Genomic DNA, 21,398 nt, shown 5'->3' on the forward strand with positions numbered 1-21,398 from the left:
GTAATTTGGGTCCGACCTTTAGACCACGAAAGGAGGTCCCCATGCCCACCGGCGACGCCCGCTCGGCGATCCGACTCTCCCCCATGGAGGTCCCCAAGGCTTCCGACGTCCTGGCCAACGAGCTGCGCGAACGGATCCTGTCCGGCGAGTACCCCGAGGGCACTCCGCTCCCGCCCGAGCGCGAGCTCGTGGTGCAGACCCGCATGAGCCGCACGACCGTGCGGGAGGCACTGCGCATCCTGGAGGTCCAGGGCCTCATCCGCATCAAGGCGGGGCGCGCCGGTGGCGCCTTCGTCCAGAAGCCCGGTGAGGAGTCCGTCGCCAGCTCGCTGGAGCTGCTCATCCGCGGGCGGCAGCTGCGCCTGGCGTCGGTCCACGAGACCCGCGAGGCGATCGAGCCCTCCTGCGCGCGACTCGCGGCCGGGCACCGGACGTCCGGCGACCTCGACCGGCTGGAGACCGCCAACGAGGCGATCGCCGCCAGCTCGGATCTCGAGGGCTTCCTGCGCGCCAACGTGGACTGGCACATCGCGGTGGCCACCGCCAGCCACAACGAGATCCTGACCGGCATCATGATGGCGCTGTCCCGGGCCATCTACACGACGACGAACAACGAGGGCTTCATCAACGACGAGGTCCGCGACATCACCGTGCGGGCGCACCGCTCGGTCACCCGCGCGATCCGCGAGCGGGACGCCGAGGCCGCCATCCGCCGGATGACCCGCCACGTCCACTCGTACGCCGCAGCCGCCCTCGAGGTCGACGACCGGACCACGGTCTCGGTGCCGGACCAGACCTAGGGTCCGCGTGTCGCCGCCTGCGCTCGCGTTCACGACGACCGACCGACCGCGGCCCGGACCACGTCCAGGGCGCCGGGGTTCTCGGCGCCGGAGAGATCGCCCGGGTCCTCGCCGAGCGCCGCCGCCCGCACGGCCCTTCGCATGATCTTGGCCGACCGCGTCTTCGGCAGCTGTGCGACCCGACGGACCAGGCTGGGGGCGAACGGCTTGCCCAGCTCCTCCCCGACCATGCGGCGCAGCTCCTCGACGATGTCCGGGTTCTCGGCCGCGCCCGCCCGGGGCACCCAGAACGCCCAGACGGCCTCCCCCTTCTTCGGGTCGGGGACCCCGACGACCGCCGCCTCGGCGACGTCGGGGTGCGCGATCAGCACCGCCTCGACCTCCGCCGGGGCCAGCCGCTTGCCCGCGACGTTCATGACGTCGTCCGAGCGGCCGCGCAGGAACCATCGGCCCTCCTGGTCGACGATCGCATGGTCGCCGTGGCGCCACAGGCCCGGGAAGGTGGACCAGTACGCCTCGAGATAGCGCTCGCGATCACGCCACACCCCGCGGGTCATTGCGGGCCACGGCTGCCTGCAGACGAGCTCGCCGATCTCGCCACGCACCGGCTGCCCCGCCGCGTCGACGACGTCGACGTCCATGCCCAGCGACGGCCCGCCGAGCGAGCAGCTCGCGATCGGCTCGACCGGGTACGGCGCGAGGAAGGAGCCGCCGACCTCGGTGCCGCCCGAGAAGTTGATGATGGGCACCCGACCGCCGAAGACCTCCCGGGCCAGCCACTCGTAGGACTCCGGGTCCCACGGCTCTCCCGTCGACCCCAGCGTGTGCACCGACGACAGGTCGAACGGACCCGCGCCGGACGAGCGGATCGTCCGGATCAGGGTGGGCGACACCCCGAGCATGGTGACCCGGTGTCGCTCGGCCAGCTGCCAGAGCCTGCCCAGGTCGGGTACGTCGGGCGAGCCCTCGTAGAGCACGAGGGTGGCTCCGTTGGCGTGGGTGCCGACGATCGACAGCGGGCCCATGATCCAGCCCATGTCGGTGATCCAGCAGAACACCCCGCCGGGACCGACGTCGAAGGAGTACGCGACCTCGCTCGCCGTCTTGACGAGGAACCCGGCATGGGTGTGGACGGCACCCTTCGGCTTCCCCGTCGTGCCCGAGGTGTAGGCGAGCAGGAGGGTGTCGGCCGCCGCCATCGGCTCGGCGGGCCCGGTCTCCGGGTCGTGGGCAGACAGGTCCGCCCACGCCGTCTCCCCCGGCCCGGGGGTGCCGACGACGACCACGTGACTCACCGAGGGGCTCTGCGCCACCGCGTCGCGGATCGCGGGGAGCATCGCGACCGTGCGCCCCCGTCGCACCGTCGACTCGGCCACGACGACGGCGCGCACCTCGCCGTCGGCGAGCCGGGACGCGATCGCGCCCGGCGCGAAGCCGGAGAACAACGGCACCACGACCGCGCCGATCCGGGCCGCCGCGTAGAACGCGACGACCGCCTCGGTGACCATCGGCAGGTAGAGCGCCACTGCGTCGCCGCGGCGCAGGCCCAGGCCGCGCAGACCCGCGCTGACCCGGCGGACGCGGTCGTCCAGCTCCGCGAAGGTCAGCGAGTCGAGGGAGCCGTCCTCCGCCTCGTGCACGACCGCGGTGCGGTCCCGAGCGTCGGGATCCTCGGCCCACCGCGCGAGGCAGGCGTCTGCCACGTTGAGCTCGCCGCCGACGAACCACTCGGCGTCGGTGATGCCCGCGGAGAGGTCGAGCACCTGGCTGTAGCCGCGGGAGAAGCGCAGGCCGAGGTCGGCGACCACGGCGTCCCAGTACCAGGCGACGTCCGCCACCGACCGGGCCCGGAGCGCGTCGATCCCGTCCACCCCGTGGGCCCGGGCGAGTCGAGCGACGCGCGAGCGCTCCAGCCGCTCGGGGCCGGGTCTCCAGACGTAGGTCTCTGCGGGGCTCACGAGCCACTCCTCGGGAGGCCGAGCATCCGCTCGGCGACGATGTTGCGCTGGATGAACGTCGAGCCACCGGCGATGGCCGTGCCGCGGGCCTGGTAGGCCAGGCGCTGCCAGCGGCCCTCCGCGGGTGTCTGCTCCTCGGGTGCGAGCTGTCCGCCGAGGGGCGACAACGACTGCCGGAAGTCCGCGAGGTCCTCCACCAGCGGGCAGAAGTACAGCTTGCCGATGGAGGTCACCGGCCTGGGAGGGCCGCCGTCCGCCGCGATGGTGAGCACGCGCTGTCCGATCGCCTGGTGCACCAGAGCGCGACCGTAGAGATCGGCGACCCGGCGGCGCACCGTCGGGTCGGCGCCGAGCGGGGCTCCGGACGCGTCCTGCATCCCGCGGACCTGGTCGACGATGTCGTCGACCGCGCGCTTGGTGTTCACGCGGCCTGTCGCGATGCCGACGCGCTCGAACCCGAGGGTGGCCATCGCGACCCCCCAGCCCCGGTTCACCTCGCCGAGCACCAGGTCGTCCGGGACGAAGACGTCGTCGAGGAACACCTCGTTGAACTCGGCCTCGCCGAGCATGTGGCTGAGTGGGCGGATCGTGACGCCCGCGCTCGCCAGCGGGAGCACGAAGTAGGTGATGCCCTTGTGTCGCGGCAGGTCGGGCCCGCCGGTGCGGGCGAGCAGGATGGCGTTGGTCGCGAGGTGCGCCCGGCTGGTCCAGATCTTCTGACCGGTGATCCGCCACCCGCCGTCGACCCGCACCGCGCGCGTCCGCAGGGAGGCCAGGTCCGAGCCGGAGTCCGGCTCCGAGAACAGCTGACACCAGAGCTCGTCACCGGTCAGGATCGGACGCAGGAAGCGCTCCTTCTGCGCCGGGGTGCCGAAGGAGATGATCGTCGGACCGGCGAAGTCCTCCCCGACGGTGTTGAGCCGCTCGGGCGCGCCTGCGCGGTCCGCCTCGTCGGTGAAGACCGCCCGGAGCGCCGCATCGACCCCTTGGCCTCCGTACTCCCGGGGCCAGGAGAGTCCCGCGTACCCGGCCTCGAACAACATCCGCTGCCATTCGCGCCAGAACGGCAGCTTGTCGGCCAGCTCGACCGGTTCGGGCCAGGGCAGCCGGGGCAGGGACTCGGCGAGCCAGGCCCGCACCCGGGTGCGGAGCTCCGCCTCCTCCGGGGAGTCAGCGAGATCCATGCACGCTCCTTCGTCGATGATCGCCGATATCGTTATCGGTCAGACCAAAATGTGTCAGTGTCCGTCGGCGGCGTCCCGCTCGCGCCCCAGGGTGAGCAGGAGATCCTCGTGCAGCTCCATCCACACGTCGTGGTAGGAGTTGCTCATGGGCCGCGCGAACGCCTCGTTCTCCCCGGCGCGCACCCGGGTCAGCGCCGCGGCGAACCGCGGCACGTACCGGCCGAAGCGCGGTGAGACGTCCTCGACCGCGGCGAGCGCCGCGCTGATCTCCTCGTGGGTCGTGGCCAGGTCCTCGATCACCCTGGCGTCGTAGTCGGCGTCGGAGTGGTCGTTGAGCCGCTCGCCGCCGTCCACGCACTGCCACCGCGTGCAGGTCGCCTTGAACCGGGAGTTCACCGGCAGGAAGGTCCGGTAGGCCTCGTCCAGGGCCGCGCGTTCGGCGACCGACACCGAGTCGGGCAACGCCTCGGCGTGTGCCGCGCGCCCGTCCTTGGTGAGTGCGTAGCCGCCGACCCGACCGGTACGCAGCCGCACGAGCTCCTCGCCGACCAGACCCTCCAGTGTCGGGCCGAGGTCTTCGACACCCGTGATCACGGCCAGGTCGTCGGCCGAGGCCAGCCCCTTGACCTTGAGCGCGTGCAGGGCCAGGAAACGCGTGGTGTCGCTCATCGTCCCTCTCTCCTCCAGCGGAGGAGGCACACACGGCCCCGTCTCCGTCGACAGCGGCCTTCCGGTCGATCGTTGAAATGGTCAGGCCGTTTCGGGTTATGATTCCGATCCCAGGCCCTCGATGTCAAGGACGACGCCATGCCCGTTGACCTGATCTCCGACCTCTTCGTCGCCGGCGAACCGCGGCGCGCCCACTCCGTCGCGTTCACGTCCGTCGTCGACCCCGCCACCGAGGAGGAGATCGCGACGGTCGTCAGCGCGGACGCCGAGGACGTCGACGCCGCCGTGCGGGCGGCTCACGCCGTGCGGGTCGCGTGGGCCTCGACCCCCGTCGCCGAGCGGTGCAGGCTGGTCCGCGCACTGGCGCAGCAGATCGAGGACCGGGCCGGGGCGCTGAGCCGCACCATCACCCGCGAGAACGGCACCCCGATCGCGGAGGCGACTCACGCCCCCGCCGCGGCGGCGGCCCACCTGCGCTATACGGCCGACGTGGCCCCCGGCGTCCTGGCCGACGAGGTCCGCCCGAACCCACACGGCACGGGCGACACGATCGTGCAGCGCCGCCCGCGCGGCGTCGCCGGCCTGATCACGCCGTGGAACTACCCCCTGAGCCTGATCGTCATCAAGCTCGCACCCGCCCTCGTCGCGGGCTGCCCGGTCGTGGTCAAGCCCGCGGCGGAGACACCACTCGCGGCGCGCATGCTGATGGACGCGGTCGCCGCCGCCGGGATCCCCGCGGGTGTGGTCAACCTCGTCACCGGCGGCGCGGCCACCGGCCAGGCGCTCGTGGACCACCCGCTCGTCGCGAAGATCTCCTTCACCGGCTCGACGGCGGTGGGCAGGCGCATCGGGGAGACCTGCGGACGGCTGCTGCGTCCCGTCGTGCTGGAGCTGGGTGGGAAGTCGCCCGCCCTGGTCCTCGACGACGCCGAGCCCGACGTGATCGCCCGCTCCATCCTCAAGGTCTCGATGCGCAACACCGGACAGACCTGCAAGGCCTGTACGCGGCTGATCGTGCCGAACACCCGCCGCCGGGAGATCGTCGACCTCGTGGCCGACGTCGTGTCGTCGGCCCCGCTCGGCGACCCGACCGACCCGTCGACGTTCTTCGGCCCGCTGGTCTCGGCCCGCCAGCGAGAGCGCGTGCTCGGCTATCTCGAGAGCGGACACGCGGAGGGGGCCAAGGCGGTGGTCTGCGGCGGTCGGCCCGCGCGCCCGGTCCGCGGCTTCTACGTGGAGCCCACCGTGTTCGACGACGTCACCCCGACCATGCGGATCGCGCGGGAGGAGATCTTCGGCCCCGTGCTGTCCGTCCTCGGATACGACACCCTCGACGAGGGCGTGGCGCTGGCCAACGACACGCCGTACGGCCTGGCGGGCACGGTCTTCTCCGCGGACCCGGAGCGCGCCGCCGCCGTCGCCTCCCGGATCGAGGCCGGGACGATCGGCATCAACCACTACGGGTCGAGCGCCGCGGCGCCCTTCGCCGGACACAAGGACAGCGGCCTCGGCGTCGAGCTCGGGCCGGAGGGCATCGAGGAGTTCCTCGCACCGACCTCGATCCACCGGCTGCCGCCGACGCCGCCGACGCGACAGACAGGAGAGGCACGATGAGAGCAGCGGTGCAGTGGTCGGCAGGCGGGACGTTCGAGGTGAGCGACGTCGACCTCGCCGAGCCCGGCCCCGGCGAGGTCGTCGTGCGCGTCCGCGCGGCGGGCGTGTGCGCGACCGACCTGTCCCTGACCACGGCCTTCGGGCAGCCGACCCCGGTCGTACTCGGGCACGAGGGTGCCGGGACGGTCGAGCGGCTCGGTGCGGGAGTCACGGATCTGACGGTCGGCGAGCATGTATTGGTGCTCTGGGTCGCTCCGTGCGGCACGTGCACGCCCTGTCTGCGCGGGGACGAGCACCTGTGCGCGGGTCGCCGGTCGACCGGCTCCGGACCCGCCACGGCGCGGCTCTCGATCCACGGCGAGGTCGTCCACCAGGGCATGAACACGGCCACGTTCGCCGAGCTGACCGTGCTCCCCCGGGCGGCCGTCCTCCCGATCCCGGACGACGTGCCCTTCCCCGTCGCGGCGATGTTCGGCTGCGCCGTGCCCACCGGGGTCGGCGCCGCGCTCCGCAGCGCCCGGGTCCGTCCCGGGGACTCGGTCGCGGTGATCGGTGCAGGCGCCGTCGGCCTCAACGCCGTGCTCGGCGCCCAGGTCGCCGGGGCCGCCCGCCTGATCGCCGTCGACCCGACCGAGCGCCGCCGCGAGACCGCTCGCGAGCTGGGAGCGACCGAGAGCATGACGCCGGCGGAGTTCGCGGAGCGCGGGCGCGACCTGGACGTGGTGATCGACGCCGTCGGGCACCCGCCGACGATCCTCGACGCCTGGCGAGCGGTCCGCAGGGGCGGGACCGTGACGGTGGTCGGCGCGGGCCGCAAGGACGAGACCGTGCCGCTGTCCGCCTACGAGCTCTTCCACGACGACAAGCGGATCACCGGGAGCTGGCACGGCGGGATGAGCATGCGCCGCGACCTCGGCCTCCTGGTCGACCTGTGGCGAGCCGGCCGCCTCCCCGTGGAGCGGCTCGTGGCAGGCACCGCCGACCTGACGGAGATCAACCAGGTCGTCGCCGACCAGCAGCAGGGGCGCGTGGTCCGCACCGTGCTCACGCCGACGTGACGGCGTTGAGCTTTCGGCCAGACCATTGTATCTTCGGGCCGATCGGTGACAGGGTCGGCACGACCCCGGACCAGGACGGAAATCGATGAGGATTCCCACCGTGAGCGACCGCTACTCCGCGGTCGAGGTGCAGGAGAACTACGACTCCGGTTGCTGGAGCACGGAGACCTTCGGCGCGCTGCTCGACCGCCAGGCAGGGCGTCGAGGCGAGGCGACATTCGTCACCGACGGCACGCAGTCGCTCACCTATCGCGAGCTCCGCGACCGCTCGGCACAGCTCGCCGTCGGGCTCCGTGACCGCGGCGTCTCGCCGGGTGACCGGGTCGCCGTCCAGCTGCCGAACTGGGCCGAGTTCGTGCTCGTCGCCGCGGCGCTGGCCCGGCTCGGCGCGATCATGGTGCCGATCATGCCGATCTATCGGCGCGACGAGGTCGGCTACGTGCTCGACGACGCCGAGGTGTCGGCGGTGGTCACCCCGGCCTCCTTCAAGGGCTTCGACCACCTGGCGATGTTCCGCGACCTGGCCCGAGACCGGCCGTCGCTGCACACCCTGCTCGTCGTGCGTGCCGACGTGCAGCCGGCGGAGCCTGCGGTCACCCTCGACGCGGTCACCGCGGACGTCGACCCGGCGGAGGCGCTGGCCTCCCTCGGCACGCCGGTCACCGCGGACGACCCGTTCGTGATCGTGTACACCTCCGGAACGACCGCGCGGCCGAAGGGCTGCGTCCACACCTTCAACACCTACGCCGCCGGTGCGCGGATGCTCAACGAGGCCTTCGCGGTGACCGCCTCGGACGTCGGGTTCAGCCCGTCGCCGATCACCCACACCACCGGCCTGGTCACCGGTGTCCTCATGCCGCTGCTCGCGGGTGGGGCCACGCACGTGATGGCCGAGTGGGAACCCTGCCGGGGCCTCGAGGAGATCGCGCGGCACCGCTGTTCGCTCAGCGTCACTGCCACGACGTTCCTCCAGATGGCGCTGTCGGCCTTCGACCCCGCCGAGCACGACGCATCCAGCCTGCGGGTGTGGGTCTGCGCGGGGGCACCGATCCCCGGCTCGGTCGTCGAGCGCGCCCGCGCGCTCCTGCCCTCGGCGAAGATCCTCAGCCTCTACGGGCGCAGCGAGAACCTCACCACCACGGCCTGCACCGTCGATGACGATCCCGAACGGTCGCTCACCTCGGACGGCGCCTCCCTCCCGCACGCCGCCGTCCGCGTCGTCGACGAGACCGGGGCGGAGCTGCCCACCGGCGAGGAGGGCGACATCGCCTACCGGGGCCCCAACCACATGCTGGGGTACCTCGGTCTCCCGCGGGAGACCGCCGAGCTGTACACACCGGACGGCTTCTCCCGCTCGGGCGATCTCGGCCGCAGCGACGCCGACGGCTACGTCCGGGTCACCGGCCGGACGAAGGACATCGTGATCCGCGGAGGCATGAACATCAGCGTCAGGGAGGTCGAGGACCTGCTGGCGGAGCATCCGGCCGTCGGCGCCGCGGCCGTGGTCGGCATGCCCGACGCGCGGCTGGGTGAGCGCGTCTGCTGCTACGTGGTCCCCGCCGACCCCGCCGATCCGCCGTCGCTCGAGTCGCTGCGGAGGTACCTGCACGAACGAGGCGTCGCGGTGCAGAAGACCCCGGAGCGTGTCGAGACCGTCACGGAGCTGCCGACGACGGCGACCGGAAAGATCCAGAAGCACCTGCTCCGCAAGGACATCGCCCGCAAGTTGGAGCAGGTCCCCGCCACCTGACCCGGCCCGAGATTCCGCAGACCCGCAGAGGAACCGCAACGATGCCCTCCCCCGCCGCCCCACCCCTGGCTGGAACCGTCTTCGCTTTCCACCACGATCACGGCGTTCCGGCCCGCACCCTCACCGAGCTGCTCGGCGGCAAGGGTGCCGGGCTCGCCGAGATGACCACCGCGCTGGGCCTGCCCGTCCCGCCCGGTTTCACCATCACCGTCGACACCTGCCGCCGGTATCTCGCCGACGGCTGGCCCGCCGACCTCGACGCGCTCGTCGAGGAGCACATCGCGAGGCTCGGCGAGTCCCTGGGCAGACGGTTCGGTGACCCCGCGGACCCACTGCTGCTGGCGGTCCGCAGCGGCGCCCCGCGCTCGATGCCGGGCATGCTCGACACCGTGCTCAACCTGGGCCTCAACGACCAGACCGTCGAAGGTCTCGCCAAGGCCGCAGGCGACGAGCGGTTCGCCTGGGACTGCTACCGGCGCTTCGTCCGCATGTACGCGACGACTGTGCTGAATGCCGAGGACCTCGGCGAGGAGGCACCCGCGGACGACGTCGCCGCACTCCGGGCGGAGATCGCGCGCGTGCACGGGGTCGTCGACATCCCGCAGGATCCGCGAGCACAGTTGCGCGGCGCCGTCGAAGCGGTGTTCCGCTCGTGCGGCAGCGAGCGGGCCGCGGCCTACCAGCGGCGCGAGCGGATCCCCGGGCCGCTGGCGACGGCGGTGAACGTCCAGGCGATGGTGTTCGGCAACCGCGGGGGCGAGTCCGGGACCGGGGTGGTGTTCACCCGCGACCCCGCGACCGGCCAGGCCCGCCGCTACGGCGACTACCTGCCACGAGCGCAGGGGGAGGACGTCGTGTCCGGTGTGGCCCGCACCCAGACCATCGACACCCTGGGCACCGACCTTCCCCGGGTCTGGGCCGAGCTCGACGGCGTCCTGGATCGGCTCGAGCAGCACTACGCCGACATCTGCGACGTCGAGTTCACCGTCGAGGAAGGGCGCCTGTGGGTCCTGCAGACGCGGGTCGGCAAGCGCAGCGCGGTCGCGGCGGTGCGGGCCGCGGTGCAGATGGCCGAGGAGGCGGACAGCCCGCTGACCCGCGAGCAGGCGGTCGCCCGGGTCGACGCCGAGGTCCGCGAGACCGCGCGTCAGGCCGTCCTCGCGGCCGCCTGCGCACAGCACCGGGGCGAGGCGATCGCGACCGGGCTCGGGGCCTCACCCGGTCGGGTGAGCGGCAAGGCGGTGTTCAGCGCGGACGAGGCCGCGGACTCCGGCGACGACGAGGACATCGTGCTCATCCGGCCCGAGACCAGCCCGGAGGACGTCCCCGGGATGGCCGTCTCGGTGGGTGTGGTGACCGGGACCGGCGGGCTCGTGAGCCATGCGGCGGTCGTCGCCCGGGGCTGGGGGTTGCCCGCCGTCGTCGGTGTGGAGACGCTGCTCATCGACGGCTCCGGCGCCCGCACCGCGGACGGGAGGTACACGATCGCGCCCGGCGACCTGGTCAGCCTGGACGGCACGACCGGTGAGGTCTGGCTCGGTGGCGATCCGGCCGCAGCCGGCGGCACCGGTCTGGACGACGCGGCGGTGCTCGCCGAGCACCTGCCCGAGCTGGCGGTGCTCGAGTCCTGGACCTCCCGGACGTGAGCGGCGCAGACGTGATCCTGGGCATCGGGGACGTCGTCGACGAGGTCGCCTTCACCGTCGAGGAGGGGAAGATCCGCGAGTTCGCCCGGGCCACCGCGACCACCGACCCGATCCACACGGACGCCGGTGCGGCGCTGGCGGCCGGGTTCGCCGCGCAGCCCGCCACCCCGACGCACGTGGTCGTCAGCGGCCACCACCGGGACCAGCAGGCGATGGTGCAGCGGCTGGGGCTCGCCCTCGAGCGGGTGCTGGTGGGCGGGGTGCGGTGGCGCTACCACCGCCCCCTCATGGCGGGCGACCGCCTCCGCGGCGTCCGAAGGCTGGTCGGGGACGAGCAGGTCGGCGGCCGTCCCGGACGGTCGCCGATGCGCCGGTTGACCCTGCGGACGGCCTTCGTGGACGCAGACGGCGTGACGGCCGTGGAGTGGTGGGAGACCGTGATGGAGCGTGGCCGGTGACGACCCGAGGACCACGGCCACTCGCCGTGGGCGACGCCGTGCCGGAGCGCGAGCACGGCCCGGTGACCCAGACCGACATCGTGCGGTTCGCCGGGGCGGGCGGCGACTTCAACCCGCTGCATCACGACTCGACCTTCACCGAGAAGGCGGGCTTCGACACCGTGATCGCGATGGGCCAGATGCAGGCGGGCATGCTCGCGGGCTGGCTCACGGACTGGTGCGGGGTCGAGCACCTGCGCGAGCTGGACGTCCGTTTCCGTGCTCCGGTGCGGCTCGGCGCCGTCCTGCGGTTCACCGGTGAGGTCACCGCGCTGACCGAGCTCGACGGCGAGCCCGTCGCGGAGCTGGTCCTGCGCGCCGCGGTGGGCACCGACGAGGTCGTGCGGGGGACGGCCCTGGTCGCTCAGGCCTGACCGTCGAGCTGCGCGCGCAGGGCGCCGAGGAGGATCTTCCCGGCGTCACTGCGCGGGACCCGCTCCACCAGGGCGACCTGCCGCGGGCACTTGTGGTGTGCCAGCCGCGCCCGGCAGTAGTCGATCAGTTCCGCCGCCAGTCCGGGCGGGGGGTCACCGAGCGGCGCGACCACCGCGCGGACCTGCTCACCGAACTCGTCGTCGGCCGCGCCGTACACGGCGACGTCCGCCACGGCGGGGTGCAGCGCGAGCAGGTCCTCGACCTCACGCGGGTAGACGTTCACCCCGCCGGTGATGATCGTCTGCCCGAGCCTGCCGGTCAGGTACAGGTAACCGTCGACGTCGACGCGGCCGAGGTCACCTGCCGACCCCCAGCCCGCACTCGCCGCGGTGAGCCGCTCGGGCACCCGGGCGTCGGCCCGACCGAGCCACACCTGCCCCGTCTCCCCCACCGGCAGCGCCCTTCCCGCGGGGTCGGCGATGCACACGCCGCCGCCTTTCGGCCTGCCGACCGACCCAGGGTGGGCGAGCCACTCCTCGGGGCCGATCGACGTGCGGCCGTAGCCCTCGGAGGAGCCGTAGTACTCGTAGAGGATCGGGCCCCACCAGTCCATCATCGCCTGTTTGACCTCGGCCGGGCAGGGCGCGGCGCCGTGCACCGCCACCCGGTGCGCGCCGTGGTCGTACCGGGCCCGGGTCTCCGCGGGGAGTCGCAGCATCCGGACGAACATCGTGGGCACCCACAGGCTGTGGGTGACGCCGTGCCGCTCCATCGCCGCCAGCGAGCCCTCGGCATCGAACCGGCTGGTCACCACGACCGTGCCACCGAGTTGGTGCACGGCCTGGAGGAAGGCCATCGGCGCCGAATGGTAGGCGGGACCGGGGCTGAACAGCACCGGCGGCGACTCGCCGGGGCCCGGGAGCACGCGAAGGTCGGTCATCATCGCCGCGTAGCGCAGCGGCACGTCCTCGGGCGCCAGGCCGGGCGGTTCCTCCCGGAAGGGCTTCGGCCGCCCGGTCGTCCCCGAGCTGAAGAGCAGCCGCCCACCCATCGTCTCGGGGGCGCCCGCCGCGGTGCGCAGGGCGGCGGCGTAGTCGGGCCCGACGAGGAGCACCGGGCAGGTCGCCCCGGCCGCCCGCACGACGTCGGAACGGTGCGCGACCACGGCGGCCGGTGCGGCGTCCTCCAGCATCGGGCGCAGCTCGTCGGCGCCGAGTCCCGGATGAACGGGTGCGACCACCAGGCCGCTGCGCCAGCAGGCCCACACCACCTCCGCGAAGCGGATGTCGTTGCCCAACAGCACGAACACCGTGTCCGCCGGGCGCAGCCCGCGGTCGCGGAACCACGCGGCCAGCGCGGCGCTGCGCTCGTCCAGCTCGGCCCAGTCGAGTTGCTCTCCCGTGTCGGCGACCACGAACGCGGGACGCCGCGGCGCCGTCTCCGCATGGATTCGGGGGTACACGGACCCACCGTACATTTATGGACTGACCATTGATAAGGGCGAACGACAGCGGCTAGGCTCGTGGCCCCCGTCACAGGCGGATGGTCGCGACGATGCGGAGGACCCGATGGTCACCCAGGAGCCCGCTCCCCTCTCGGTGCACGACCGGTACGACGACGAGTCCGTCCGCCGGTTCCACGAGCGCGGCTGGTGGCAGGGCGGTTCGGCGGGCGCGCTACTCGACCGTTGGGCCGACGCCACCCCCGACCGGCGTTTCGTGTCCGACGGCACCGTCGAGCTCACCTACGCCGAGGTGCGCGCCCGCTCGGGCGGCCTCGCCTCGGCACTGCTCCACGCCGGTGTCGATCCCGGCGACCGCGTCGCGATGCAGCTGCCGAACTGGGCCGAGTTCGTCGTGGGCTACCTGGCGGTCGCCCGCCTCGGCGCCGTGCTCGTACCGATCATGACGGTCTATCGGCAGAGCGAGGTCGAGCACGTGCTGCGCGACTCCGGAGCGGTGGCCGCGATCACCACCGGCGAGTTCCGCGGGTTCGACCACGCCGAGATGTTCCGCACCCTCCGGAAGGAGATCCCGGCGCTCGGCACACTCGTCGTGGCCCGTGGGCCCGTGCAGGAGGACGAGCTGGCCTTCGACGAGGCTTGTGCGGGCGCGACCGCGGACCTCGGACCGCGTCCCGACCCGGATCTGCCCCATCTGATCGTCTACACGTCGGGGACCGAGTCGACCGCGAAGGGCTGCGTCCACACCTGGAACACGGCGGACTTCTCGGCTCGCGGCCTCGCCGTCGACGTCTTCGAGGCGCGCCCCGAGGACGTCGTGTTCATGCCGTCGCCGATCGCGCACGCGACGGGCCTGGTCGTCGGCATCCTGGTGCCGATGACGGTCGGCGCCGAGGTCCACCTGCTCGACGTGTGGGAGCCGAACGAGGGACTCCGCCGGATCGAGCGCTACGGCTGCACGGTCAGCGCCACGGCGACACCGTTCGTGCGCATGGCCCTGGACGCCCAGCGGGAGGCGCGGCGGGACCTGTCGTCGATGCGCTTTTGGCTGTGCGCCGGGGCACCGATCCCAGAAGCCCTGGCGGTCGAGTTCGACCAGGCCTTCGACGGTGGGGTGCTGATGCCGCTCTACGGTGCCACCGAGATCCTCGCGGGCACCTGCTGCCACCCCGGAGACCCCCTCGAACGGCGCGCCGGATCCGACGGCTCCGCCGCGCTCGACGGCATCGAGATCACGCTCGTCGGACCGGACGGCGAGGACGTCGCGACCGGAGCGGAGGGCGAGATCTGCTACTTCGGACCCGGCGCCGTGCTCGGCTACTGGCGCGACCCGGTGCGGACCGCCGCCGCGATCGACTCCCGCGGGCGACACCACACCGGCGACCTCGGACGGCTCGACGAGCATGGCTACCTGCGGGTGAGCGGGCGACTCAAGGACATCATCATCCGTGGCGGGACCAACATCAGTGCCGCCGAGGTGGAAGGCCATGTCGGAGCCCACCCCGCCGTCGCGCAGGTCGCGGTCGTGCCCTACCCGGACGTGCGTCTCGGCGAGAAGGCCTGCGCCGTCGTCGTCCCGGTGCCCGGGGAGCGCCCCACCCTCCACGGCCTCACGGGTTTCCTGCGTGGACGGGGGATCTCGATGCAGAAGCTGCCGGAGAAGCTGGTGCTGGTCGAGGCGCTGCCCATGACGGCCACCGGCAAGGTCCAGAAGTTCCGCCTCCGTGACCTCGCCCGGGAGAGCTGAGCGGATCAGCGACTCGTGACGGCGTGGTAGCGCCCGCGCAGCTCCGCCATCAGGATCTTGCCGGCGTCGCTGCGCGGGACCCGCTCGACGAAGTCGATCGAACGAGGGCACTTGAAGCTCGCCAGGTGATCCCGGCAGTAGGAGATCAGCGCGGCGGCCAGCTCCGGCGTCGGCTCGTAGCCCGCGGCCACCCCGACGACGCCCTTGACCTGCTCGCCGAACTCCTCCTCGGGCACTCCGATCACCGCGACGTCCGCGACCGCGGGGTGCAGGACGAGGACATCCTCGATCTCCCGTGGATAGATGTTGACCCCGCCGCTGATGATGGTCTGCCCCTTGCGGCCGGTCAGGTAGAGGTAGCCGTCGGCGTCCAGCCTGCCGAGGTCGCCGACCGCGCCCCAACCACGGGTCGAGGCGAGGTCGGCGGCGCCGTCCGCGCTGCGCACCGGCTCGTCGGCGTCCGGCTTGACGAACCACACCGTGCCGACCTCCCCGGTGGGCAGGTCGCGGCCCTCCTCGTCGGTCACGTGCAGCGCACCGCCGACCGACCGCCCGACCGAGCCGGGGTGGGCGAGCCATTCCTCGGCGGTGATCGCGGTGCGGCCGTAGCCCTCCGACGCGCCGTAGTACTCGTGAACGATCGGACCCCACCAGTCGATCAGCGCCTTCTTGACCTCCGGCGCGCACGGCGCGGCGCCGTGGACGGCGACCTGGTGGGAGCACAGGTCGTACCGCTCGCGGACCTCGTCGGGCAGCCGGAGGAGCCGGACGAACATCGTGGGCACCCACTGGCTGTGCGTGACGCGGTGGCGCTCGATCGCGGCCAGTGCGTCCTCGGCGTCGAACCGCTCCATGAGCACGACGGTCCCGCCGAGCTGGTGCACCGACTGCAGGAAGCCCAGCGGGGCCGCGTGGTAGGCCGGGCCGGTCGACAGGTACACGCAGGCACCGGGCTCGAAGCCCAGGCTCTCCATCATCTGGCCCGACCGCACCGGCACCTCCTCGGGGTGCCTGCCCGCCGGCGGCACCTCGAACGGCTTCGGCCGCCCGGTGGTGCCGGAGCTGAACAGCAGCCGACCACCCATCGTCTCCGGGAGCTCCGAGTCGGCCTGCGTACCCGCCACCGCGGCGTCGTAGCTCTCACCGACGACCAGGTACCGGGGCCCGTCGCCCGCCGCGGCCCGCAGGGTCGGCGCGAGCTCGACCGAGGTGACGACCACGCGGGGCGCGGCGTCCTCCATCAGCGGTGCGAGCTCGCGTGCGGAGAGGTGCCAGTTCACCGCGCACAGCACCAGACCGGTACGCCAGCACGCCCAGGCGATCTCGCCCCACCGCAGGTCGTTGGGCAGGGCGATGACGACCCGGTCGCCCTCGACCAGACCCGCACGGCGCAGCCAGGTGGCGAGCCGGGCACTGCGGTCGGCCAGCTCGGCGTAGGTCTGGGTGGCGCCGCTGCCCGCCAGGACCATCGCGGGACGGTCGGGAGCCGCGGCGGCGTGGACGGGGGGGTACATGGTGGTCGCTCCTTCGGTCGTTCTCGGTCGTGCGGCCGGGCCGTGGGTCGGGACGGTCAGGTGGGCTGTTCGAGCAGGCGCTCGCGCAGCCGCTCGACCTCGGCGGGGCCGATCCCGTGCGCGGCCAGCAGCCCGAGCACGCCCCCGAACTCGGTGTCGACCGCGGCCAGGAACCGGCGCATGGAGACCGGATCGGTCTCGTACGCCTCGGGCGGGAACGCGGCGACCGCCGCGCCGTAGGTGGCCATACTCCGCAGCCGCTCCATGCCCGCCCGAGCGCCTGCAGGGTCGGCCGCGTACTCGGCGACCACATCCTCCCGGGGAACCCCGAGCGCCTCGAGGACGACGGCGATCGCGACACCCGTGCGGTCCCGGCCCACGCTGCAGTGGACGAGGGCGGGCCCCGTCGCCGCGGCGAGCTCGCCGACCACCCCGGCGACCGCCTCCGGTGAGGCACGGACGTAGGTGAGGTAGGTGCTGACCATGGGGTCGTCGGGGTCCATGACCCCGACCGAGCTGTCGCCGACGAGCGCTCCCACCTCGAAGGGCAGGTGCCGGTGGCGGTGCGGGAGCGGGCCCAGCGGGCCGCGTCCCTCCCGTTCGAGCTCATGGGGCAACCGCAGGTCGATCACGGTGCGGACGCCCAGGACCTCGACGAGGTGCCGGGCTCCCGCATCGCTCAGGAACTGTGGTGTGTCGCTGCGGAAGAGCAGCCCGCGGCGCACCCGGCGGCCGTCCGCCGCCGGCAGTCCAGCGACCTCGCGAAAATGCAGCAGCCCCGCCGTCGGGCTCAACACGTGCGGTTCACGACGACCGGCATCCGCTTGATCCCCGCGAACATGCTCGCCTCCAGGCGCTGCGGCGGGGCCGCCAGCCGGACGTCCAGCCCGCGGTCCAGCATCTGTCCGAACAAGGCACTCACCTCGGCACGCGCGAGATGGGCGCCCATGCAGAAGTGCACTCCCCAGCCGAAGGTGAGGTGCTCGTTGGGGGTCCGTCCGACGTGGAACCGGTCGGGGTCGGCGAAGACCCGCTCGTCCCGGTTGGCACTGCCGAACCACAGCACGACCTTCTGCCCCGGTTCGATCGTGCGGCCGTGCCAGTCGACGGGAGCGAGGGCGGTGCGGCGCATGAACGCCACCGGCGAGACCCAGCGGAACATCTCCTCCACGGTCGAGGGGAGCAGCGTCCGGTCGGCCTGCAGCCGCGCCCACTCGTCGGGGAATCGGTCGAAACCGTCGACGGCGCCGGAGATCAGGTGTCGGGTCGTCTCGTTGCCCGCGGCCATGAGCACGATGTAGTAGGCCGCGAGCTGTTCCCAGCTCAGTGGCTCGCCGTCGACCTCGCCGTGGACGAGCACCGACACGAGGTCGTCCTGCGGGTCCGCGCGGCGCTTGGCCGAGAGGTCCTTGAAGTAGGCGAACAGCTCCTCGCGGGCGGTCTCGCGCTGCTCGTCGGTGGTGACGTACTCGGGGTCCTGGATGTGGGCGACGTTGCTGAGCTCGGCCAGGGTCGCGCAGTCCTCCGCGGGCACGCCGAGGACACGGGCGAGGACGCGGATCGGCAGGTTCGCGGAGACGGCGTGGACGAACTCGACCTCGCCTGCCGCCTCGACCTCGTCGAGCAGCCGGGACACGGACTCGGCGATCGAGGCCTGCCAGCGCTTGATCTTCACCGCGCGCAGGTAGGGGATGGCGATTCGGCGGAGCTTGCCGTGCTCGGGCTCGTCCATGTTGTGCAGGCTGTGCAGCTTGCCCTCGACGCGGCGCTCGGCGAGCTGCGTGCCCTCCGCGCTGGAGAGCCGTTCGTGGTCGGTCGCTCCGTCTCGGACGTCGGCGTAGCGGGTCAGCGACCAGAAGCCGCGGCCGCCGTCGGTCTCCTCGTTCCAGTGGAGCGGGTCGTGGTCCCGCAGCGCGCGGAACAGTTCGTGCTGGGTGCCCGCCACGAAGGGCCGCATGTCCGTGAGGTCGATGCCCTCGGCCGACCCGACATCCACTGTCATCGCATCTCCTGCTCTCTCAAGCGTGGACCGGCACGCCCCGGGGCGGGGGCGCGCCGGTCCTCCATCGGTCGGGTCAGCCCTGTTCGGGCACGGGCACACCCCACGAGCCCGTGAGGAACAACCGCGGGATCATCTCGGTCGCGACGCCGCTGACGATGCGGTCGTAGACGGCCGCGGCCTCGGGGTGGACCTCGAAGAGGCCGTGCTCGGCGACCAGCTCGTCGTAGACCCCGGCCGCGCGGGCGAACGGGAGCATGAAGCCCGCGGTGTACACCTTGGCGCCCGCCAACACCTTCTCGCGGTGATCCATGCCCGCGATGTGCCGGTAGAGCGCGGCCGACGCGGACTCCACCCGCTGACGCATCTCCGCCATGTCCGCCACCGACAGCGCCTGCACCTCGGTGGCCGGGGTGTCCCAGTGCTGCCGGGTGTAGACCGAGACACCGGCGAGGTGCTGGAGGTAGTTCGTGGGCTCGGTGAACATCGTCGACAGGTCGGTGACCTTGACCTCGAGCCCGCTGTCCGGCTTGAACGCCATCGCCATCGTGATCGAGTACGGCAGGTCGCCGGAGAGCTCGGACCACTCGAAGGCCGGCTCGTTGACGAAGAGGTCGCGGACCACGACGAATCCGCCGTCGGGCAGCGGGTAGGGGCCGCTGTCTCCCAGACCGAGCCGGTTGTCGAAGTGGTGCAGGAAGCCCAGCAGTTCCGCGGACGCGTTGAACTTCTGGAAGGCGGAGCGGGCGTCCGCGTCCGCCAGGGGGATCCGGTCGGCGGCGAAGCGGTCCAGCCACTGGTCGTTCAGCAAGGGTGCGTGGTAGTCGCGCATCGAGGTGAACATGCCGCCCTCACCCCAGATGCCCTGGTAGATCCGGCGCACGGTCGTGGCGCTCGGGAGGAGGTCGGCCGCGCCGCGGTGCTCGTCGTGCAGCCCCATCTCCACCGCGATCCCGCGGCCGAAGAACGGCGCGGTGAGTGCGGCCCAGGCGTGCAGCAGGTTGACCTTCGTACCGATCTCGCGCTGCGCCACGGCGCCGAGGTCGGCCACGCCCTCGGCTCCGACCTTCGCCTCGATGACCGACAGCCAGCCCGGGTGCCGGAACCAGGAGTTCAGGATGCCCAGCGCCTCGTACTCCTGGCGCGGGATCAGGCCGGACTCGCCTTCGGTCGCCCGGGCGGCGAGCGCGTCCCACTCGTTCCACGTCAGGTAGGTGAGGATGTCGTTGACCTCGGTGACCGTCAGCGGCTGACCGACGCTCTCGTCGGTCAGCTCCAGGACCTTCGTGTTCAGCCGCGACCGCATGATCGCGTCGCCCTCGGCCCCGTGCGGGACCTCACCGCCGAACTTCTCCAGCAGCAGCTGGATCTGGGCAAGCTGCTCGGGGGTCATCCCGGGGCCTGCCTCGGCGACCGGCTCGTCGGACACCGGAGCACCGATCTCGACGCTCACCGTGGCCTTGGGCCGGGTCGTCGAGTCGAGCCTGATCCGGGTGCCGTCCGCGGGCACGACCTCGCCGCGCGAGGTCCGCACGCCCTTGTCGAACGCGACGGACATGACGCAGGGGATCCCGTACTCGCGGCTCACGATGCCGAGGTGGCTCTCCGGGGCGCCTTGCAGCGTCACGATCCCGCAGATTCCGGCGGTCAGCGCCGGGGTCAGGAAGGTCGTGGTGCCACCCCGAACGATCACGACGACGTCGGTGACGTCGTCCTCCTCCTCGACGAAGTCGAGGACCTCGTCGGGCGAGTCCAACCACTTGACCCGTCCCTCGACGGCGGGGGTCTCGTGGACGTTGAGCCCGATACCCACGGGTTCGTACGCGACATCCACGCCTGTGGCGTCGGTCATGGCAACCTCCATTGGTCGACAGGTGGTCATCGGCGCCCTACCGGTCCCGATCCTCGGACGCGAGGCCGTGACGCACCTCTCTCCCGAGGGGTGCTTTTCTCCCCCCGACTCAGCCCTTCAGCGCGCGGAAGCGGGCGGCGGCGTCCGCGCGGTTGGCCGCTCCCAGCTTGCGCAGCAGGCCCTTGACGTGCGTCTTCACCGTGCCGACGGACAGACTGAGCCGGTCGGCGATGTCCTGGTTCGACGCCCCACCCGCGAGGTGGCGCAGTACCTCGAGTTCCCGCCGGGTCAGCTCGCTCAGCGGCCCGTCGGACAGGTAGGGGTGCGTCGGCGCGGGACGCCCACCGAGCTCCTCCCAGCCGGTGAGACCGTAGGTCAGTTCGTCGATCCCGTTGATCTGCAGCTCGAACTGTCGCCGCATCGCACTGATCCGCTCGTGGTAGCGCGCCCGCTCGAGTGCGAGGCCCACCCCGTCCGCGAACAGACCCAGCAGGTCCCGGTCGGCTTCGTCGACGGCCTCGGTCTGCGAGTGCCGGTCGATGTGCAGGAGGCCGACGACGCTGCCGTGGACGATCACGGGAGCGGTGGCGTAGTCGCGAGTGTCGCCCAGGGTCACCAGCTCCCGGTGGACCCGGGGCTGGGCCTGGGCGTCCCTGACCAGCACTGCCGTGCGGCCGCGGACCGCCTCCGTCTCGGGCTCCTCGCGACCGATCCGACCGGGCATCGCCGATCCGACCTGCACCAGGGCACCGGCCAACGACTCGTCCTGGTGTGCGTACGCAGAGGTCGCCCGCCAGGTGTTGCCCCGCAGCCCGGACATCAGCGAGCGGCTGTACCCCAGCCGCCCGAGCTCCCGCGGTATCTCGCACAGCAGCTGGGCGGTGTCGAGGTCACCCCGCAGCCTCGTCAGCGACCGATGCAGCTCGGCGGACGCGCGCGCCTGCCGCCGCACCCGGACCTCGCCGATCGAGAGGCGGAGCGCCTGAGCCCGGACCAGGAGCCGCAGGTCCTCGGTCTCGGCGGTGGCACCCCCGCCCTCCGCCAGCCGCAGCCGCCGTCTCAGGTAGTGCTCTCCCACCACGAGCGAGTCCGCCGCGTCGCGGAGGTTCTCGGCCACTCGGACCGCGAACCCCAGGTGGTCGTCGTGACGGCGGGCGAAGTCCTCGATCCCGACGAGTGTTTCCCGGGTCCGGATGAGCAGCGCCTCCGGCTCGAGGTCGCCGCTGCCCGGGTCGTCGACGAGGTCCCGCATGACAGCCTCCTGACCGACCGG

17 protein-coding genes are annotated in these 21,398 nt (G+C 72.5%); 8 read left to right on the forward strand and 9 right to left on the reverse strand.

The genetic code is table 11. The annotated features are described in order from the left end of the window. The first annotated feature begins 41 nt into the window (after positions 1-41). The gene (locus Pdca_RS19605) at positions 42-800 is read left to right on the forward strand and encodes a FadR/GntR family transcriptional regulator (RefSeq protein WP_197719777.1); all 759 of its coding nucleotides are present in this window, start codon (positions 42-44) and stop codon (positions 798-800) included. A gap of 29 nt (positions 801-829) precedes the next feature. On the opposite strand, the gene Pdca_RS19610 is transcribed toward Pdca_RS19605, so the two are convergent. From Pdca_RS19610 to Pdca_RS19620, 3 genes are read right to left on the reverse strand one after another with little or no spacing between them, the layout of a single operon-like run. Continuing rightward, positions 830-2,758, reverse strand: coding sequence for an AMP-binding protein (locus Pdca_RS19610; RefSeq protein WP_085915131.1), 1,929 nt, complete (start codon positions 2,756-2,758; stop codon positions 830-832). Next, positions 2,755-3,942 carry an acyl-CoA dehydrogenase family protein gene (locus Pdca_RS19615; RefSeq protein ID WP_085915132.1) on the reverse strand — a complete coding sequence of 396 codons (1,188 nt, stop codon included), beginning with the start codon at positions 3,940-3,942 and terminating at the stop codon, positions 2,755-2,757. The genes Pdca_RS19610 and Pdca_RS19615 overlap by 4 nt, the downstream gene beginning before the upstream one ends. A 54-nt stretch (positions 3,943-3,996) precedes the next feature. Then, positions 3,997-4,611: a hypothetical protein gene (locus Pdca_RS19620; protein WP_085915133.1), complete on the reverse strand. Its 615-nt coding sequence runs from the start codon at positions 4,609-4,611 to the stop codon at positions 3,997-3,999. A gap of 138 nt (positions 4,612-4,749) precedes the next feature. Between Pdca_RS19620 and Pdca_RS19625 the strand changes: the two genes are divergently transcribed. From Pdca_RS19625 to Pdca_RS19650, 6 genes are all read left to right on the forward strand, one after another. Further along, the gene (locus Pdca_RS19625) at positions 4,750-6,225 is read left to right on the forward strand and encodes an aldehyde dehydrogenase family protein (RefSeq protein WP_085915134.1); all 1,476 of its coding nucleotides are present in this window, start codon (positions 4,750-4,752) and stop codon (positions 6,223-6,225) included. Further along, positions 6,222-7,283, forward strand: a complete 1,062-nt coding sequence (locus tag Pdca_RS19630; RefSeq protein WP_085915135.1) for an alcohol dehydrogenase catalytic domain-containing protein — start codon at positions 6,222-6,224, stop codon at positions 7,281-7,283. Before Pdca_RS19625 ends, Pdca_RS19630 begins: the two co-directional genes overlap by 4 nt. Before the next feature lie 100 nt (positions 7,284-7,383). Further along, positions 7,384-9,033: an AMP-binding protein gene (locus tag Pdca_RS19635; RefSeq protein WP_197719778.1), complete on the forward strand. Its 1,650-nt coding sequence runs from the start codon at positions 7,384-7,386 to the stop codon at positions 9,031-9,033. 41 nt (positions 9,034-9,074) lie between these two features. Beyond that, the gene (locus Pdca_RS19640; protein WP_174824326.1) at positions 9,075-10,679 is read left to right on the forward strand and encodes a PEP/pyruvate-binding domain-containing protein; all 1,605 of its coding nucleotides are present in this window, start codon (positions 9,075-9,077) and stop codon (positions 10,677-10,679) included. After that, complete coding sequence (locus Pdca_RS19645) at positions 10,676-11,137, forward strand: FAS1-like dehydratase domain-containing protein (RefSeq protein ID WP_085915137.1); 462 nt, start codon at positions 10,676-10,678, stop codon at positions 11,135-11,137. Before Pdca_RS19640 ends, Pdca_RS19645 begins: the two co-directional genes overlap by 4 nt. Continuing rightward, a complete protein-coding gene (locus tag Pdca_RS19650; RefSeq protein ID WP_085915138.1) occupies positions 11,134-11,550 on the forward strand; it encodes a MaoC/PaaZ C-terminal domain-containing protein in 417 nt (138 codons plus the stop codon). Before Pdca_RS19645 ends, Pdca_RS19650 begins: the two co-directional genes overlap by 4 nt. Here Pdca_RS19650 and Pdca_RS19655 read toward each other — a convergent pair. Next, on the reverse strand, positions 11,541-13,013 hold the full coding sequence (locus tag Pdca_RS19655) for an AMP-binding protein (RefSeq protein WP_085915161.1): 1,473 nt from the start codon (positions 13,011-13,013) through the stop codon (positions 11,541-11,543). The two genes, Pdca_RS19650 and Pdca_RS19655, sit on opposite strands and share 10 nt — an antisense overlap. 106 nt (positions 13,014-13,119) lie before the next feature. On the opposite strand from Pdca_RS19655, the gene Pdca_RS19660 reads away from it, so the two are divergent. Beyond that, positions 13,120-14,760, forward strand: a complete 1,641-nt coding sequence (locus Pdca_RS19660) for an AMP-binding protein (RefSeq protein WP_085915139.1) — start codon at positions 13,120-13,122, stop codon at positions 14,758-14,760. A 5-nt stretch (positions 14,761-14,765) separates the two neighbouring features. On the opposite strand, the gene Pdca_RS19665 is transcribed toward Pdca_RS19660, so the two are convergent. From Pdca_RS19665 to Pdca_RS19685, 5 genes are all read right to left on the reverse strand, one after another. Then, entirely contained in the window at positions 14,766-16,274 is a 1,509-nt protein-coding gene (locus Pdca_RS19665; RefSeq protein WP_085915140.1) for an AMP-binding protein, read from the reverse strand. A gap of 56 nt (positions 16,275-16,330) precedes the next feature. After that, positions 16,331-17,071: a tyrosine-protein phosphatase gene (locus tag Pdca_RS19670; protein ID WP_085915141.1), complete on the reverse strand. Its 741-nt coding sequence runs from the start codon at positions 17,069-17,071 to the stop codon at positions 16,331-16,333. After that, on the reverse strand, positions 17,065-18,276 hold the full coding sequence (locus tag Pdca_RS19675; protein ID WP_085915142.1) for a cytochrome P450: 1,212 nt from the start codon (positions 18,274-18,276) through the stop codon (positions 17,065-17,067). Before Pdca_RS19675 ends, Pdca_RS19670 begins: the two co-directional genes overlap by 7 nt. 73 nt (positions 18,277-18,349) lie before the next feature. Then, positions 18,350-20,125 carry a PEP-utilizing enzyme gene (locus Pdca_RS19680; RefSeq protein WP_085915143.1) on the reverse strand — a complete coding sequence of 592 codons (1,776 nt, stop codon included), beginning with the start codon at positions 20,123-20,125 and terminating at the stop codon, positions 18,350-18,352. Between the two features lie 109 nt (positions 20,126-20,234). Then, positions 20,235-21,377: a helix-turn-helix transcriptional regulator gene (locus Pdca_RS19685; RefSeq protein ID WP_085915144.1), complete on the reverse strand. Its 1,143-nt coding sequence runs from the start codon at positions 21,375-21,377 to the stop codon at positions 20,235-20,237. Positions 21,378-21,398 lie beyond the last annotated feature (21 nt).

The sequence above is a fragment of the Pseudonocardia autotrophica genome (assembly GCF_003945385.1).
Taxonomy (GTDB): domain Bacteria; phylum Actinomycetota; class Actinomycetes; order Mycobacteriales; family Pseudonocardiaceae; genus Pseudonocardia; species Pseudonocardia autotrophica.

What these genes read in the sequence shown, in the direction of transcription:
- Pdca_RS19605 (WP_197719777.1), top strand. Translation starts at nt 42, where the DNA reads ATGCCCACCGGCGACGCCCGCTCGGCGATCCGACTCTCCCCCATGGAG.
- Pdca_RS19615 (WP_085915132.1), bottom strand. Translation starts at nt 3,942, where the DNA reads ATGGATCTCGCTGACTCCCCGGAGGAGGCGGAGCTCCGCACCCGGGTG.
- Pdca_RS19620 (WP_085915133.1), bottom strand. Translation starts at nt 4,611, where the DNA reads ATGAGCGACACCACGCGTTTCCTGGCCCTGCACGCGCTCAAGGTCAAG.
- Pdca_RS19625 (WP_085915134.1), top strand. Translation starts at nt 4,750, where the DNA reads ATGCCCGTTGACCTGATCTCCGACCTCTTCGTCGCCGGCGAACCGCGG.
- Pdca_RS19630 (WP_085915135.1), top strand. Translation starts at nt 6,222, where the DNA reads ATGAGAGCAGCGGTGCAGTGGTCGGCAGGCGGGACGTTCGAGGTGAGC.
- Pdca_RS19640 (WP_174824326.1), top strand. Translation starts at nt 9,075, where the DNA reads ATGCCCTCCCCCGCCGCCCCACCCCTGGCTGGAACCGTCTTCGCTTTC.
- Pdca_RS19660 (WP_085915139.1), top strand. Translation starts at nt 13,120, where the DNA reads ATGGTCACCCAGGAGCCCGCTCCCCTCTCGGTGCACGACCGGTACGAC.
- Pdca_RS19665 (WP_085915140.1), bottom strand. Translation starts at nt 16,274, where the DNA reads ATGTACCCCCCCGTCCACGCCGCCGCGGCTCCCGACCGTCCCGCGATG.
- Pdca_RS19675 (WP_085915142.1), bottom strand. Translation starts at nt 18,276, where the DNA reads ATGACAGTGGATGTCGGGTCGGCCGAGGGCATCGACCTCACGGACATG.
- Pdca_RS19680 (WP_085915143.1), bottom strand. Translation starts at nt 20,125, where the DNA reads ATGACCGACGCCACAGGCGTGGATGTCGCGTACGAACCCGTGGGTATC.
- Pdca_RS19685 (WP_085915144.1), bottom strand. Translation starts at nt 21,377, where the DNA reads ATGCGGGACCTCGTCGACGACCCGGGCAGCGGCGACCTCGAGCCGGAG.